This is a genomic window from Fontibacillus panacisegetis, assembly GCF_900102215.1.
Taxonomy (GTDB): domain Bacteria; phylum Bacillota; class Bacilli; order Paenibacillales; family Paenibacillaceae; genus Fontibacillus; species Fontibacillus panacisegetis.
Genome location: NZ_FNBG01000022.1, coordinates 1 through 17,062, shown reverse-complemented (window position 1 = coordinate 17,062; position 17,062 = coordinate 1). Strand labels below are relative to the sequence as shown.

The window sequence follows — 17,062 nt, the reverse complement described above, 5'->3', positions numbered from 1 at the left end:
TAACACCAACACCTGAACCGACACCAACGCCGACAGTAACACCAACACCTGAGCCGACGCCAACACCGACATCAACGCCAACGCCAACACCATCATCAATATCAACATCAACATGGACATCGGTATGGACACCAAGCCCAACATCAACACCTGCAGCAACATCAACATCGACACCATCAGCAAATCCGACACCAACGCCGACTTCTGGTATTAATTTCTTTATCCCAAGTCCAATTGAGACGCCAGATCCTAGTGCAACACCTTCTATTGAAGTGTCTCCTGCTCCAACAGAGGAAGTATTGAAAAAAGAACCAGAGACAACTGAGAATACAAAGTCAAAAACTTTGCCTAAAACAGGTGAATCAAGCTCACTTCCGTATTATTTAGTTGGGTTATTTACTGCATTCATTGGTTTAGTGCTAAGGAAAAAAGGTAAAAAAACTAATTAATCTAATGAAGAAGTAAGGAGGAACAACTCTTTACTTCTTTTTTATGTGCGCCTGGTATGGGCGATCACTAGGCGGTGGAAGTCCGCGCTCTATTACAAACGAAAAGCTCGTATTGGTCAGGATATTATGACTCCCCTGCCCAATACGAGCGTCTGCGTCAATTGCACATAAACGGTTGAACCGCCGTATACCGAGGTGGTGTGAGAGGTCGGCTGCTCAACTAATGGGTAGCCTCCTACTCGATTGACCAAAATCAGCTTTTGCTAAACAACTCAATCTCCGTAAATTCATCATTTCCCCATTCGTCCCATGACCCTTCATATGGACGTATATCGGGATAGCCAATTAATCGTAGAACAAAATAGGTATGTGCCCCTCGTTGGTTGGACTGGCAATAAGGGATGATTGTTTTTGACGGCTGGACACCTGCTTCAAGAAACTCCTTTGTTAAGGCAGAGGGATTCTTGAAGCGGGTAACCCCATTCTCGTCTGCTTCCTGCAGTGCGTCACTCCATTCTTTATGAATGGCGCCGGGAATACGACCACCTCTTCGATTAGCACGTTTGTCCTCACCGGTATACTCCAAGATGTTACGTGTATCGAGAAGAATAGCATTTTGTAGTCCATCCTGAAGATCCTCTTTGGAAGTAATGAGAAAAGGGTTAGCAGTTAAACTTATCGAACCCTCCGTGCGAGGTGACGGCAGATTGCTAGAGACCTCATAGCCTTCTGCAATCCATACCGCAAAGCCACCATTAAGGAGCTTCAATTGATCTCGTAGCCCATAATACTCAAGAACATAAAAGGCGCGTGTCGCGAGCACATTGCTGCCTTCGTCATAAATTACAATAGTTGACTCATTGGTTATACCGAAGCCCTCTAGCAAATTTTCCAGCTTCTCTTTGTGGACAATCGTTTTTTTGGTATGTTCTTTTAATTCTTTGACATTCAGCCAGTAGGCGCTCGGAATATGCGAGATTTCGTAGTTTTTTGCTCTAGCGTCAAGCAGAATAATATCTTTATGATTTTTATGCTCTTCCAGCCATTCGGAATCTACAAGCAGATGTCCGTTAATATTAGATGAATGTTGATCAGTCAAATTAGCAAGCTCCCCTCTAAAATTAAAGTGGTTCGAAGCCCAAATTTTCTCTTAATGTTTGCCCCGTGTAGTTTTTTGGAAACAAGCCACGGCGTTGTAATTCAGGAACAACTAGATCAAGGAAGGCTTCTGCTCCTCCACTAGCTAGCTCAGGCATGACGGTAAAGCCATCAGCAGCACCACTAGTAAACCATTCCTCCATAACATCTGCTATTTGCTTTGGTGTACCTGCAATGTTTAGCTGACCCTTCCCAACCCAATGCTTCTGAACTAGTTCTCGAAGGGTTATCGTCTGATTATTCACCACTTTTTGCACCATTTGATAAAAGGATTGATAAGCATTTCCTCCATTTATATCAGGAAGTGGGGGGAATGGCTCATCAAGCGGGTAGCCCGAGAAATCAATCCCAAGTAAATTTGATAATGACATAACAGCTCTTTCAATAGGTGCGAACTGCTGAAGCTCAATAGCTATTTTAAGTGCATCTTCTTCATTTTCAGAAACGATAACATGAAGGGCTGGCAGTACTTTTATCTGATCAGGGGATCGTCCAGCTTTTACGGTTCTGTCTTTAATGTCTTTGTAAAAGAGACGTGCATCCTCAATGGATTGCTGAATCGTGAAAATTAATTCTGCAAACCCAGCTGCAAGATTTTTTCCGTCCTCGGATGCTCCAGCTTGGATAAGAAGTGGTCTACCTTGAGGTGAGCGCATAATGTTTAATGCTCCCCGTACGGAATAGTAATTTCCTTCATGATGGATATCGTGTACTTTATCAACCTGTGCATACACCCCTGAAGCTTTGTCCTGCTCCAGCGCGTTAGAGTCCCAGCTATTCCATAACTTTAATGCTACCTCTGTAAATTCACGGGCACGCTCATAACGTTCCGTATGAGGGGGCAATTGCGGTAGGCCAAAGTTGAACGCTGTTCGCTCAACTCCCGTCGTTACAATGTTCCAGCCTGCTCGACCACCACTAATATGGTCAAGTGATGCGAATAATCTAGCTATATTGTAGGGCTCATTGAAGGTAGTAGATACAGTGGCGATTAGACCAATCCGTTCCGTCACAGTGGCGATTGAAGCTAGTAAGGTTAGAGGTTCAAAGCCAAAAATTGGGCTATGTTGTACCGCTTTAACTTCAATGGACAGACCATCTGGAATAAACAGCGAGTCTATCCGGGCAGCTTCAGCTTTTTGAGCAATTCGTTGATATTGCTTTATATCGTGAATCTCATTTAACTGCGCGCTTTCATGGCGCCAGGCTCCTTTATGGGAGCCTGAATTTTGGAGAACTAGATTTAATATCATTCTGCGATTTGGTTCGCTCATCGTTATCACCTTTACTACCCCTTTCTTACTTCATACCACTAAGTGCTATGCCGCGTATAATTTGCTTTTGGAAAATAAGGAATATCAGGATTAGTGGAGCAATTGAAATGGTTGTTCCTGCCATGATAAGAATCCAATTACTCGTATCCTTAAGCTCACTGGAGAAATAAACAATCCCGACAGGCAATGTAAATTTTTCTTCGGTTTGTAATACGATAAGTGGCCAAATGAACTGGTTCCAATTCCCGATAAATGTGAGAATGATCAGGGTAACAATAGCAGGCTTTACGAGAGGGATAGCTATATTAAGGAGAATACTCCACTCATTAAGACCGTCGACACGGGCTGCATCAAGCAGATCAGAGGGGATGGAGTCCATAAATTGCCTCATAAGAAAGATACCAAAGGCTGTAATAATACCAGGGAACAGCACCCCCCAATAGGTATCTGACCATCCAAACTCGTTTGCAATCAAATACCACGGAATAATAAGCATTTCCGTTGGCACCATTATCGTGCTGATAATGATAATAAAAATAAGCTGCTTGCCGATAAAAGAAAATTTGGCGAGTACGTAGCCTGTTGCAGTATCAAAAATGACTACGGTAGTAGTTGCAATTAGAGAAATAATAAGAGTATTTTTTATCCATTCGCTAAATGGAGCTTTTTTAAAAATCGTAGCATAGTTATCAAAAGTGATTGTCTCTGGAATCAAGCGCAGGTTATATACATCCTGTGGAATTTTAAAGGAGGTCGCGACCATCCATAGAAAGGGAAACAGCATAATACCGACACCGGCTATAAGCAATAAATAAACAAATATCATGCGAAGCTTCTCAACGGGAAATCTATTGCTTGCCCGGATTTCTCTTACTGAGCTCATTTTATCGGCCTCCTATCAATATTCTACATTTTTCTTCAAGACTTTTAATTGTAGTAGAGTGAGCAATAAAATAATCGCAAACAGCACTACCGTTGCTGCGGCTGCCCTTCCCATCTTAAACTGCAGGAATGCTAAATTGTAAATGTGGAGTACCATCGTCGTTGTGCTATTTAATGGTCCCCCGTTGGTCATGCTTAGCACCTGTCCAAAGGATTGAAGATAAGCAATGACGCCAATAACCGCTGAAAAAACGATAACAGGATTCAATAGTGGCAGCGTAATATGAACAAATTTTCTCCATGCACCTGCTCCATCAATAGACGCAGCTTCATAATACATTCGAGGTATAGCCTCTAGTCCAGTCATAAACACTAACATTTGGAAGCCTATGCTTTGCCAAATCATCGTTAAAGTAATGAGAATTAGAGCTTGATGTGGTGATTGCAAAAATAATTGCGGCTCCAGTCCTAACTGTAGCAATACTTCATTTAACCAGCCATTGCGCATTAAAATCCAGCGGAATACCCAGCTAACTGCGATAATGCTTGTCACGTAAGGGATAAAATAGATCGTTCGAAAAAAACCACGAAAACGATGAATACTTTGCAGAAGCAATGCGACGGCTAGACCAACAATAAGCTGGCCTGGAACGCCTATAACAACGAATTTAAATGTATTTACAATTGATTTTCTGAAAATTCCATCGTTGAATAATAAACTGAAATTTTCAAAACCGACGAAGGGCTGATCCGAGGACAACAAATTCCAATCCCTTACGCTTACATTAAAGGCATACAGAATAGGGACTATACGTGTGCTGAGAAAATACAATAATGGTATACCTAGCACGATATAAATAAACAGGTATCGCTGCGTCCGATAGGAAAGCCTTATACGGAACAGCTCCCTGCTTTTTCGAGCAGTGAGTCTCAAGACATGTGTGAGCATCAATGTTTATCCTCCTTTTAAGAAGGATAGGGCGCTAGCAATAAGCTAAGCGCCGCTAATCCTACTATTAACTTTTTTTGTCAACCTCAGCCCAGTAGTCATCGTAGAGCTTTTGCACTTTTGTTACAAGATCGGTGAAGGCTTTTTCAACAGGAACATTGTTTACTAATACTTCATTAGTCGCATCAACAAAAAGTGTTTTTTCCTGTGTTTCATCTATGAAGAAATGCGCACGGCTATAATCAAGCTGAGCGATGAAAGGGCCTAGTTTCTCATCATTAACATATTTATCCTGACTTGCTACTGCTTTCTGCGCAGGCAGTTCTCCGATACGGTCAACCCATTTTTCTTGAACTTCCTTGCTTGTCAAAAATTTCAGAAACTCAGCAGCAGCTTTTAACTTTTCACCTTCTACGTTATTCGGGATTGCGTTTGCCCAGAAGGAGGAAGGTGTGGACTTGCTTTTATACGATGGAAGTGGTGCAACTCCGAAGTTCAAATTAGCAAAATCATTCTTAATGGAGCCTAGACGGAAAGAGCCGTCAATATTGAGTGCCGCGTAGCCATTCATAAAGGCGTTACTATCATTTTCATAGAAGCCATTAATTCCAACCTTATGCTTGATGGCAAAATCGAGTAAATATTGGAAAGCCTCCAAGCCGGCAGGAGTATCCGCCCATAGAATTTTGCGACGATCCTCGCTCAAATCTTGGCCGCCCGCTTGGGGTAGAAGTCCATCACGATACCAGTGATGCAGCTGTGCCCCAGGCTCCCAAGCCAAGCCTTCTATAACAAACTGACCTTTAGCATCAGTCTCTGTTAGTTTTATAGAGGTTTCTACAAGCTGCTCCCAAGTCGTTGGAGGCTCCGCTATTTGAGCTTTGTTCAGCAGGTCTTTGTTGTAAAACAAAGCGAGCGTACGCACTGCAGTAGGAATTGCATAGTAGGAACCGTCAATTTTGGCAGCTTCAACTAGCGGATAGTAGTTGTTTTCAATTTCCGTAGTGGGGAAGCTGTTCTCAGGTAGTGGTTGTAAGTAGCCTGCAGCAACATATTTTGGTAACCAGCCATAATACAAATTAATAATATCTGGGCCTTTTCCTGCTGGTACAAGCGTTGCTACCTTTTGATTATATTGGTCATATGGGAAGTTGGTTTGCTTTACCTTAATGTTTGGATGAAGGTTTTGGAATTCTACAATAAGTTCATCAATCAGTTCAACCTTGGCTGGAAATTCATATTGCCAATATTCAATCGTTACTTCTTTATCAGAGTCTGACTTTTCTGGAGCTTTAGACTCATTCGCTGTATTGGACTGCTTCGGGTCTACCTTTTGATTATTACTACTGCCGCATCCAGAAATCACCAAGATGATGATAAGCAAGGTTGTTATTGTTCCTAACCATTTTTGATTTTGCATGGGTATCCACTCCTGTTTTTTATTAATCTATACTTGGAAAGCTTGTATTTTGGGTGAGTCATTAAATAGTAGCTGTTCAAGATTTAGTAGGCGACGCGCATTATTGCCAAATATTTTTTCAATGTCGTCTTCTGGTATACGAAGATCACGTGTTGCACGAACTTGATCCTGTAAGTAGCGATAAGGATAACCTCTTGGAAACCCGCTAGCATCAGTACCGAATATAATTCGGTCTGGACCAATTAACTCATAGGTTTTACGAAGTACAGATTCTAAAGTCAACTCGTATGGCATCCAGCGCATCCATTGGTTAGAGCCTGACGTATCTACATACACGTTTGGGCAGCTCCAGCATAAATGCAGCAACTCCTGAAAATATCCAGCTCCGAAGTGAGGAATAATAAATGGAATGTCGGGATAATCACGAGCAGTATTAAAAATAGCGAGAGGATTAATATTGGGATGATGAGCTATGCCTCCCGCATGACCAAGCAAGCCGAAGTGTATGAGTACAGGTAGTTTCTTTTCTGATAGAAAGGTCCAAATGGGTGTGAATGAAGGATCATCAAACGGTCGTGATAATAACGGTCCAAACAATTTGTAGCCCTTCAGTCCAAGTTCATTGACAGCTCTGCGTAGCTCAGCCTCGGCATTTTCCTCCTCAATAGAATGATAGGCAAAGCCAGTAAACCGGTCTGGATGGCGAGCAATTTGGTCAGCCATATTGTTATTACTTGAGGCTGTCAAAAAGTTCAGTCCACCTATTCCGTATTTATCAAGCTCCTGAACCCATCGATCAATTAGAGGGATAGTATCATTTTCGTTATGTACAGGTGCTGTCTCGGGGAAATCCCATGTCAGACGCATACGTTCGCTGCGCTCAGCACCGTAACTTGAAATAAGAGCATGACTGTTTTTACCGCCCAATTGAAGCTGGTAGGGTAGATGTCCGTGAATATCAAATACCTTGAATGATTTGCGAAACATATTGCTCACTCCATTTTTGTTTACTTGTATTGCCAATTTGATAGGATAGCATCGAGCTGTGCTAAGGCAGTAGCTAAATATGTTTCTCGTTCACTAAGCCATTGCTCCAAGCTGTGCAATCTATGTTGCTGGTCTTCCAATGCTCTTGTTATTTCGCTTGGACTTGGTCCTCCTCGAAGCTTGCGGATGTTGACGAAATGCTTAGGATCTAGAGTTAGCTTCAATTTCTCCCTACTGAGCTTAAGAGGGGCTCCAATCGTATGAATAGCTATCTCATTAAGTGATTGCAGGCTCAAATCACTAATTCCTTTACTTTGTTCAACTGCCTGTGACACGAGTATGCTTACAATTTTGTGAGCATTGCGGAAAGGAATTCCTTCTTCCCTCACTAATGTGTCTGCGAGCTCTGTTACTGTTGCAAAGCTGGCTGCAGCACGTCTGTGAAGTACGTCTTTATTGATTTCCAATGAATCAATCACCTTTGAGAGCAGTCTATAGACAACCTCAAGCGTATCAAGACCTTTCCAAGCATAGGGCTGCATATCATCCTCCGTGTCGACTATATCGCCAAAAGGTGTGTTATGAATCATGGTGAGCACTGTTTGTGAAGTTCCAGCAATGCTGGATAATAACGATCGAATGTGCTCGATAGAAACAGGATTTCTTTTTTGCGGCATAATGGAACTAATTTGTACATAAGGAGAAGCAACCTTTGCGACCGCAAATTCCTGAGTACACCACAGCAATAGCTCTTGAACGAAACGGCCGAGGTTAATCGCAGCTAGCTGAATGCTTGCAACAATCTCAGCAACATAATCTGCTCCACTTACCGCGTCATAAGAGTTTTCAATTAGTCCATCAAACGCCAGAAGCTCTGCCACACGTTCACGATTGATATCAAAGCCTGACGTAGTTAGAGCAGCAGCTCCCAGACTACTTAAATTACAATTAGCATATGCAGCCTGAAGCCTGCGAACATCCCTGGCTAGTGAATCACTTACCGCAGCGATATAATGGGCGATTGTAGTAGGCTGTGCTTGCTGAGTATGCGTATGGGCGATAAATATCGTATCAATATGTTTCTTGGCAAAAGTCAGCAGGCTAGCATTTAGCTCTAAAGCGGAGCTAAGTGTTCGGAGTAACTTTTGTCGTAACGTTATTCGGTAAATCGCAATACCGATATCATTGCGACTGCGTGCAAGATGCAGATTATTTGAAGAATCATCGGATAATTTCAGAAGCTTATGCTCAACTTCAAAAAATAAATCTTCAAACTGTCCATTGTAATTTCCTAATCTTAATTGCTCTAAATCAATGCTTAACAATGCCTTTGCTATGTTTAAGGCATCCTTTTGAGAAAGTAATCTTTGTTCAAGCAGCATAATGAGATGTGCTTTATGTACTGCAATCATCGGTAAGAGTAGCTCTTGCTTTGCATGATTGTAGGCGGGTTCAAGCACGGCTTCCACGTAGGTCTTACCGGGGAATTGAAGTCCCTCCTCTTGTACATGCCTTTTAGTTGCCAAATATTAATCCCTCCCTTTTTAAATCTTGTTAAGATAAGTAGCAGAAAAAATAAAAACAACCGGAGATATCGCTAGTGCGAATTCTCCGGTTGTCCGGTTGAAAAAAAGTTTATTATTCCTAGTGGAATTGTATGATAAAAATCATAGCATTATTTTAAATTGTCTGCAATATATTTTTTTGTGACAAAATATGAGTATATCGGTAAAGCAATATTTGTTGACGCTGTTGCTGAAGGTTATTTATAATCATGTTCCGGCGCATCCAGTATGATATGGTTGTGTCGTTTTTTATCGTTTATTGTAGAAATTTGTTGACAAAATTCCTTCAAAGTTTAATAATAATTATTAATTCCGATTTGTTTAATAGGATATTCTGATGCGTGCAGCTTAAATTATTGTTCAAAGAAGGCGTGGTTATGTTTAAAGAGAAAATATTACATTTTTCGACTATGGCCGAGGCGAAGGCTAATCAATGTCCTGATTCGATCGCGGCCATCCATGAGCGTTTCGAGGATGAAGAGACGATCTTCTTTCGGCTGAATGGCTTGAAGGAGGGGCCGGCGGTTTGGGTGCAGGCAGCACTTCACGGAGACGAGTATGACGGGATCTTGGCATGCATGCATCTGATAGAGTGGATTGATACCAAAGAGCTTAAAGGCTCTGTAACCATTAGTCCGGTGACCAATCCGAACGCTTTCCTGGCCAAGTCTAACGGTCATCCTATAGATCAGGTAAATATGAACCGGATTTTCAGCGATCCTTCGATGAACAGCTACTCTTATCGTTATGGTCGTTGGCTCCTTGGACAAATAATGGATCAGACCGATTGCTTTATCGATTTGCACGGCGGAGGGCATTACTTGGAAGTGTGTCCCTTTGCTATGGTGGCGAGCAATGATAAGGAAGCCTTCAAACAAGCAATGCGCCTCCTTCGGGATGTGGAATTGACAGCTATCTATGAATGTAGTGAACAAAGCAAGGGAATGTTCATCAATGAGGTGTGCCGTCTGGGCATTCCTGCTGTATTGCTGGAAAGCGGGGGCGGATTAAATTGGACGAACGAGGCGGTTAAGCATCATGTGCAATCTGTTCTGTCCATGCTCGCTCAAGTCTCGATGCTGCCTGCAGCTCAATTAGATAATCCTCGGGATAGAAAGACCTATTGCGTGAAGGAGATCACAGAGCTTCGCTTTGAGGTTGACGGGCTACAGCTTCAGCATGCGTCTGCCGGAACGATTGTTAAAAAAGGAGACGTTCTGCTTGAGGTAATGAGCTATCCTGACTTTCTCAAAAAGTCAATTGTGAATCCGCTAGATCAGGCCTTGGTGTTATCTATTCATACTGCCTCTTCTTTGAAAAAGGGAGAATACGCGGTCATGTTAGGAAAAATAGAGAAAAAATAGACTTGGAAGGAATGACAGAGATGAAAAAAACTGGATTACTTGCTCTACTGCTTATTTTGACGATGGTGGCGGCGGGATGCTCTACCGGAACTTCGCAAAAGGGAGCGGCTCAGGATGGTTCCTTGGAGATCACCATTGCCAGAGCCTTTGACGTTAATGGATTGGACCCGGGATTTTTGACGGAAAATGCCCAGGTAGTGGACAATATTTTTGACACCTTGGTTAAGCGGGACGAAAATGAGCAACTGGTTCCTGGACTAGCTACAAGCTGGAGTCAAGTGGATGAGAACACTTGGGAATTCAAGCTTCGTGAAAATGTTAAATTTACGAATGGCGAGCCTTTCAACGCGGAAGCTGTGAAGTACTCGATCGATCGGGTATTGAATCCGGACAATAATGCGCCGACGGCCGGCTATATTTCTACAATTCAAGAGGTTCAGGTGGTAAATGACTACACCGTACACGTAATTACCAAAAACCCGGACCCACTCGTTCCTACCCGCTTCAACCGCTATCCAACCGAAATTGTGCCTCCGAAATATACCGAGGAGGTTGGACAGGAGCAATTTGCACAGAAGCCCGTCGGAACAGGCCCATATAAGTTTGTAGAGTGGAACAAGGGTAGCAGTGTAGTGCTGGAAGTCAATAAGGATTACTGGAATGGCGAGCCAGAGGTGAAGAAGATTACCTTCCGTTCGATTCCGGAAGCATCTACCCGGGTTAGTGCCCTGCTTAACGGTGAAGTTGATCTTATTACCGCAGTTTCTCCGGAGGATCGGGAGAAGATTGAAGGCTCCTCCAATGCTAAGCTATCCTCTGTGGAACGTGCGGGAAATACGGTATATGTCGGTTTCAAGACGGATGTAGAGCCATTTAATAATCCAAAGGTAAGACAAGCCTTGAACTATGCTATCGATACGAAATCAATTGTGGACAATGTGCTTCGCGGAGCAGCGGTACAGACAGAAAGCTTGATCGGGCCAAAGGATTTTGGTTATGCGGGTGAATTCGATACGTATGGCTATGACCCTGATAAGGCTAAGCAGCTTCTGTCTGAAGCCGGCTACCCAGACGGCTTCTCTGCAACACTCGATACGGTCAACTGGTACATTAAAAATACAGATGTTGCTCAAGTCATCGCTGAGCAATTGAAGGCCATAGGCGTTAATATTACTGTAAATAATGTGGAGAGCTCTGTTTATCGTACGCTGGTTCCATCTGGCAAGCAAAACAGCATGTACGTTCTAGGTTGGAGTAGCACCAACACACTGGATGCAGATGCCGCTATTTATGCCATTTTGCACTCTGGAGAATCGTATTCGACTTACAGCAACCCGGAAGTGGATGCCAAGCTCGAGGAAGCCAGAGGAACTACCGATGAAGAACGCCGCAAAACGTTATATAAAGAAATTGAAGAAATTGTGCTCCAAGATGCACCAAGAATTTTTCTCTATCAAGAAAACCAGTATTATGGTGTATCCAAAAAGCTGAATTGGGAAGGCCGCATTGATGGCTCAATCCCGGTTGCAACCATGAAGGCAGCCGACAGCAAGTAAGAGGCAAGCCCTCTATTTACAGCCTGAATGCGGGATGGGAGTGTGTTTGGATTGAGACAATATATAGTCAAGCGTTTTCTGCAATCCCTTCTTGCCATACTTGGCGCGGCGACGGTCGTATTTTTCATTATACGTCTGTCCGGAGACCCGGCCCGTCTCATGCTGCCGCCGGAGGCGAGTGAAGAGCAGGTTGCCGCATTAAGGGAAAGTCTGGGGTTCAATCGCCCTTTGCTTGTGCAGTATCTTGATTATTTAAAGGATATGGTAACAGGTAACTTCGGGAATTCATTGTACTTCAAGGAGTCGGCGCTCCAGCTTGTGCTGGAGCGAATGCCGGCGACCATGGATCTGGCGGTATCCGCCATTCTGATTGCGGTCGTAATCGGTGTAACTGCCGGGGTAGTTTCCGCTTATAAGAAGAACACCTTTATTGATTACTTGATCAATATTTGGATCTTTATCACGCAATCTCTGCCTGTTTTCTGGGTAGGGATTGTGTTTATTATGATTTTTGCGAATCAGCTCCATCTTTTTCCGACCTCAGGGAATAACGGATTAATCTCGCTGGTTCTGCCTGCACTGACCTTGGCAGCCTATCCGATTGCACCGATTGCTCGGACAATGCGCTCTTCGTTAATGGATGTGCTCCAGCAAAGCTACATGATTACGAATACGGCGCAAGGCTTTTCCAAACGTCGCATGGTACTGAAGCGTGGGTTAAAAAATGCCCTCTTGCCGGTTGTGACGGTCATTAGTCTTGAGTTCGGGGTTATGATCGCTGGGGCTGTGGTGACAGAGACGATCTTCTCGTGGCCGGGTGTAGGCCAATTAATTATGCAGGCTGTCAGCAATCGAGACTTTCCGCTTGTTCAGGCGAGTATTTTAATTATCAGCATTTTGTACATTTTGATTAGCTTTATAACGGACATGGTTTATCTCTGGATTGATCCGAGAATTAAAGTGCAATAAGTAAAGAGAGGAATGGCCCATGAAGAAGAAACTCGTACTGCGGGGGAATTGGAAGGGAATCATAAGCATCGGGTTGTTGGGCATCATTTTTGCAGTCACCATCTTTGCCCCGTGGTTTGCTCCCTTTGATCCGTATCAGCAGTCCTTGCAGGATATTCTGATTCCGCCTTTAAGTCACTATACTTCTCATCCGGGGATCAGCGTGCTTGGAACCGATCAATTAGGCAGAGATGTGCTAAGCCGATTGTTATATGGGGGGCAGTTATCTCTTTGGATGAGTATTGTATCGGTGTTGTTTGCAGGAATAACCGGGAGTGCGATCGGAATTATCGCCGGATATTTCGGAGGGAAGGTGGACGCAGTGATGATGCGATTGGCAGACATCCAGCTCTCCATTCCCAGCATGCTGCTTGCGATTGTTATGGTCGCTGTGCTTGGCTCCGGGCTCACTAACATAGTAATCGTGCTTTCGATTACCGGATGGGTAACCTTTGCCAGAGTGGTTCGGAGTCAGGTGCTCTCATTGAAGGAAATGGAATTTGTCGAAGCGGCCAAAGCGATGGGGGTCCCGAGCCTGATCATTATGTGGCGGCATATTTTGCCGAATACATGGTTTACCATTCTGACACAGGCTTCTCTTCAAATGTCACGGATGATTTTGCTTGCTGCTTCGCTCAGCTTTTTGGGGCTTGGTGTGGACGTGTCGACGCCAACCTGGGGCGGAATGATCAATGACGGAAAAAATTACATTAGTTCGGCCTGGTGGCTGTCCACCATTCCCGGGCTGGTGATTGCTTTTGTTATTCTGACGATCAATTTGTTCAGTGATTGGCTACGGGAGAAGTCGGAAGGATAAGGAGGTGGCCTCATGTACCTTGTTACAAGGGCACAAGTGAGGAGAAGCGGCATTGCCGATGCAATTGTTGCACAGGAAATTGTTGAGCGTACTTTTATGGAAAAAAGAGCGGCTCAGGCTGTATGCGGACAGGAAGTATCCATGATTCCGCAGCAGCTGGAGACAGGCGCTTTTTACTCCTTGCCGGGTTATTTGTCCAAGGCTAATGTGGCTGGCGTCAAATGGACAACCCATGTTCCTAAAACCTCGAGACATGCCGATTACACGAATCCGGTGGTCGTTCTGAATGATTTGAAGACGGGGGTTCCCATCGCACTTGTGGAGGGGCAATTGATTAGTGGTCTGCGAACGGCTGGCGTATCGTCTACAGCACTGAAGTACCTGGCGAATCCTGAGACTCGGTCTGTTTTGATTTGTGGCTCCGGATTTCAAGCTGTTCGTCAATTGGAGGGGATACTTCCGTTCCTTCCTCGGTTGAGAGAAGTGCATTTCTGGAGTCGTCATCGCGCACATGCGGAAGCTATGCATCAACAGTTTGCAGAGATATTGCAGGAGCGGGGCATTCATGGAACGGTACATGGCAGCTTGCCGGATCGGCTGGATTTCGCAGAAATTGTGTTGGGGGTAACCTCGGCAGCCACACCTTATTTGCGACCGGAGCATTTTTCACGTGGCCATCTGTATGTGCACATTGGGATGAATGATATTGAGGCAGAGGCTATTCAAGCTTTTGATCAAATTGTGTGCGACGATTTTCAGGCTGGCGTGAAGACGAGCAGTCAATCCTTGTTCCGACTGGCCCGAGCTGATGCTTCGGTGGAGGAGAAGGTTGCGCTGCTGGAAAATTTGCTTCCGCCGGACAGTGAAGAAGGGGGCCCTCCGGTGATGTCGATCAGGCAAAATGAGCAACAGAAGCTGATGTTTAATGCTTTTGGCCTGCCGATTTTTGATTTGGCACTGGCTGCGGAGGCGTTGCAGCGGCTTGCGAATTTAGGTGAGGAGTACCTGTCCCGCTTTGACTTATATGGGGAAGAGGTGACAACAATATATGAGTGAAGAGAAGTTGCTAGAAATAAAAGATCTGAGCGTGGCATTCCGTAAAAATCAAGTCACCACGCCTGTTTTCTCAGGCCTGTCCTTTGATATTTATCAAGGAGAGACTGTGTGCTTGGTCGGGGAATCGGGAAGCGGAAAAAGCGTGACAGCCAAAGCCATTATGCGCCTTCTCCCAACAGATTCGGTCAGCTATCCGGAGGGAGAAATCCGGTTCAATGGGCAGGATTTACTGTCGCATTCCGAAAGAGAAATGGAGCAGATTCGCGGGGATCAGATCGCCATGGTGTTTCAAGATGCACTAAGCGCCCTGAATCCCGTGTATACAATCGGTACACAAATGGTGGACCTGATTCGACTTCATGCCAAAGAAAAGCTAAGTAGACGTCAGGCGCTGGCACAGGCGAAGAAACTGCTGGCGCAGGTCGACATCCGGCATGCGGACGAGGTCGTCAAGCAGTATCCGTTCCAACTGTCGGGAGGGATGAGGCAACGAGTGATGATCGCGATGGCATTGTCCTCTCGTCCCCGCTTGCTGATTGCTGACGAACCAACAACGGCACTGGATGTGACGGTGCAGTCTAACATTTTAAAGCTGATCCGCCAGTTGAAAGAGCAATTTGGCATGACGATCCTGTTTATTACGCATGATCTTGGTGTCGTGTACGAAATGGCGGACCGGGTCCTGGTTCTGAGGCAAGGCGAACTGGTGGAGTCGGGAACGAGGGATGAAATTTTTACCCGTCCAAGGCACACATATACCAAGCAATTGCTGAACAGTATGCCTCGTATTTATTTTCAGGAACAGACTGAACTGCCCTGAAATGAAGAGCAGGAAGGGGAAACGAAATGGAGCAGGCATTACTGGAAGTATCTCATTTGAGTAAGATATACAAAAGAAAGGGCGGACCGGATTTTTCGGCCGTCAAAGAGGTATCGTTCTCGTTATCCAAGGGAGAGGCTCTGGGCATTGTGGGCGAATCGGGGAGCGGCAAGACTACTGTTGCCAAAATGGTAGCAGGTATGCTGCCAGTGACCTCCGGCTCCATCATGCTGGACGGTCAGCCTGTGGAGAGTCGGCGCAGCAAGGATACGAAACGGAACATTCAGTATATTTTTCAGGATCCGGTATCTTCACTGAACCCGCGGCTCAAAATCAAAGATATTTTGGCGGAGCCGCTCAAGCTGTATTTCAAACTGTCGGGAGAGTCGCTTGACAATCGTATCCATAAGCTGCTGGATGATGTCGGTATTCCAAAATCGTATCAGGATCGGTATCCAAAGGAATTGTCCGGGGGCCAGTGCCAACGTATCGGAATTGCGCGGGCATTAGCAGCGGAGCCTTCCATTATGGTATGTGATGAGCCTACCTCGGCGTTGGATATGACGATTCAGTCTCAAATTCTGGAGCTGCTTCAGGAACTGCAGCGGAGCCGTGGAATCTCTTATATTTTTATTGCGCACGGCCTTGAAGTGATCTATACCATCTCGAATCGCGTGCTAGTGATGAAGCAGGGGGAAGTGGTGGAGACGGGTGCCACAACGCAAGTCTTCCATTCACCACAGCATGCATATACCCAGACTTTGATCCAGTCGATCCCTAAAATCGAGCTGCCTTATTTTGAATATTAATTACAGGAGGAATGCAAAATGAGTATCGTACCTTTGCCTAATTTGGTGGAAATGCCGCAAGAAGCTCAGGAGTTCGTAAAAAAGCGGATTGAGGAAAATAAAAGAGTAACGAACATGGTGAAAACACTGCTGTATTCAATGCCGTCTTTTCGGGCTATGGAGTTCTATCCAGTGCGAGATGAACTGCAAAAAATCATCGGCAGCCGAGCTGTTTATTTTTACTGCTATGCGATTTCAACAGAAAATGATTGTCTTGTCTGCTCAACCTATCATGCCAAGCTGCTCAAGGATTTGAACATTGCTTTCGACGAATTTGAATTTACAGAGATTGAAAACGTACTAATTACTTATGGCAGAGGTTTAGTAAACGATCCTAACCATATTCCGGATAGTGTGTATGAAGGTTTGAAGAAACATTTCAGCAGTGAGGAAATTGTACTGATCACTACCGTGGGCTGCAAGATGATCGCATCCAATACCTTCAACTCCGCCCTTAAGGTGGATCTGGATGAATATTTGTATACAGTTGAGTTTGACAAAAACGTGCTGCCTAATAGCAAGTAATCGGTATAGCAAATATGTTTCTGAGTTTAGGTGTAAAACCGAATTTGTTTTGTAGCACGAGCAGTGAATGGAATATAATTCGGATCGAATGAAGGGTCAGTTGAAGGTGAATTAGACTTGTCAGCTGAGTCCAGTTTTCGGGTATCCCTCAGGTATCTGTACGAGTTCAGAGTGAAATAATTGGTACAGAAATTCTGAGGGATTATTTTTTTGCAAAAAAGTATTGCAAACCAGAATTAATCATGCTATATTATAAGAGTTGCTGCTGAACACGGCGGTCAACAAAAACGAAGTTGATCTTTGAAAACTGAACAACGAGTGAGTATAAAAATGAGAATGAATAATTCTCGTCAGTTTTTCTAAATGAGCAAGTCAAACACTTTA

At 44.4% G+C, this 17,062-nt stretch carries 16 protein-coding genes; 9 read left to right on the top strand and 7 right to left on the bottom strand.

The window, feature by feature from the left end:
- On the top strand, nt 1-449 hold a 449-nt coding region (locus BLS49_RS24875), incomplete at its 5' end, for an LPXTG cell wall anchor domain-containing protein (RefSeq protein WP_175471453.1).
- 253 nt (nt 450-702) lie between these two features.
- Here BLS49_RS24875 and BLS49_RS17025 read toward each other — a convergent pair.
- From BLS49_RS17025 to argH, 7 genes are all read right to left on the bottom strand, one after another.
- Complete coding sequence (locus BLS49_RS17025) at nt 703-1,548, bottom strand: sulfurtransferase (protein ID WP_091233297.1); 846 nt, start codon at nt 1,546-1,548, stop codon at nt 703-705.
- Nucleotides 1,549-1,570: 22 nt separating this feature from the next.
- Entirely contained in the window at nt 1,571-2,881 is a 1,311-nt protein-coding gene (locus tag BLS49_RS17020) for an LLM class flavin-dependent oxidoreductase (protein WP_091233294.1), read from the bottom strand.
- A 25-nt stretch (nt 2,882-2,906) separates the two neighbouring features.
- Nucleotides 2,907-3,764 (bottom strand): carbohydrate ABC transporter permease, encoded by an 858-nt coding sequence (locus BLS49_RS17015; RefSeq protein ID WP_091233291.1) that lies wholly within the window; start codon nt 3,762-3,764, stop codon nt 2,907-2,909.
- 15 nt (nt 3,765-3,779) lie between these two features.
- The gene (locus BLS49_RS17010) at nt 3,780-4,712 is read right to left on the bottom strand and encodes a carbohydrate ABC transporter permease (protein ID WP_091233287.1); all 933 of its coding nucleotides are present in this window, start codon (nt 4,710-4,712) and stop codon (nt 3,780-3,782) included.
- A 67-nt stretch (nt 4,713-4,779) separates the two neighbouring features.
- Nucleotides 4,780-6,132 carry a sugar ABC transporter substrate-binding protein gene (locus tag BLS49_RS17005; protein ID WP_091233284.1) on the bottom strand — a complete coding sequence of 451 codons (1,353 nt, stop codon included), beginning with the start codon at nt 6,130-6,132 and terminating at the stop codon, nt 4,780-4,782.
- 27 nt (nt 6,133-6,159) lie between these two features.
- On the bottom strand, nt 6,160-7,119 hold the full coding sequence (locus BLS49_RS17000; RefSeq protein WP_091233281.1) for an amidohydrolase family protein: 960 nt from the start codon (nt 7,117-7,119) through the stop codon (nt 6,160-6,162).
- 20 nt (nt 7,120-7,139) lie between these two features.
- Nucleotides 7,140-8,645: an argininosuccinate lyase gene (gene argH, locus BLS49_RS16995; protein WP_091233278.1), complete on the bottom strand. Its 1,506-nt coding sequence runs from the start codon at nt 8,643-8,645 to the stop codon at nt 7,140-7,142.
- A gap of 380 nt (nt 8,646-9,025) precedes the next feature.
- On the opposite strand from argH, the gene BLS49_RS16990 reads away from it, so the two are divergent.
- The 8 genes from BLS49_RS16990 to BLS49_RS16955 are packed head-to-tail and all read left to right on the top strand — an operon-like array spanning nt 9,026 to nt 16,678.
- The gene (locus BLS49_RS16990) at nt 9,026-10,048 is read left to right on the top strand and encodes a M14 family metallopeptidase (protein WP_091233276.1); all 1,023 of its coding nucleotides are present in this window, start codon (nt 9,026-9,028) and stop codon (nt 10,046-10,048) included.
- A gap of 20 nt (nt 10,049-10,068) precedes the next feature.
- The gene (locus BLS49_RS16985) at nt 10,069-11,604 is read left to right on the top strand and encodes an ABC transporter substrate-binding protein (RefSeq protein WP_091233521.1); all 1,536 of its coding nucleotides are present in this window, start codon (nt 10,069-10,071) and stop codon (nt 11,602-11,604) included.
- A 51-nt stretch (nt 11,605-11,655) separates the two neighbouring features.
- Nucleotides 11,656-12,573 carry an ABC transporter permease gene (locus tag BLS49_RS16980; protein WP_091233518.1) on the top strand — a complete coding sequence of 306 codons (918 nt, stop codon included), beginning with the start codon at nt 11,656-11,658 and terminating at the stop codon, nt 12,571-12,573.
- 19 nt (nt 12,574-12,592) lie between these two features.
- A complete protein-coding gene (locus BLS49_RS16975) occupies nt 12,593-13,429 on the top strand; it encodes an ABC transporter permease (RefSeq protein ID WP_091233273.1) in 837 nt (278 codons plus the stop codon).
- 12 nt (nt 13,430-13,441) lie between these two features.
- Nucleotides 13,442-14,485 carry an ornithine cyclodeaminase family protein gene (locus BLS49_RS16970; protein ID WP_091233270.1) on the top strand — a complete coding sequence of 348 codons (1,044 nt, stop codon included), beginning with the start codon at nt 13,442-13,444 and terminating at the stop codon, nt 14,483-14,485.
- On the top strand, nt 14,478-15,305 hold the full coding sequence (locus tag BLS49_RS16965; RefSeq protein WP_091233266.1) for an ATP-binding cassette domain-containing protein: 828 nt from the start codon (nt 14,478-14,480) through the stop codon (nt 15,303-15,305). Before BLS49_RS16970 ends, BLS49_RS16965 begins: the two co-directional genes overlap by 8 nt.
- Before the next feature lie 26 nt (nt 15,306-15,331).
- Nucleotides 15,332-16,114 carry an ABC transporter ATP-binding protein gene (locus BLS49_RS16960; RefSeq protein ID WP_091233263.1) on the top strand — a complete coding sequence of 261 codons (783 nt, stop codon included), beginning with the start codon at nt 15,332-15,334 and terminating at the stop codon, nt 16,112-16,114.
- Between the two features lie 18 nt (nt 16,115-16,132).
- A complete protein-coding gene (locus tag BLS49_RS16955; protein WP_091233259.1) occupies nt 16,133-16,678 on the top strand; it encodes a carboxymuconolactone decarboxylase family protein in 546 nt (181 codons plus the stop codon).
- The last annotated feature ends 384 nt before the right edge of the window (nt 16,679-17,062 follow it).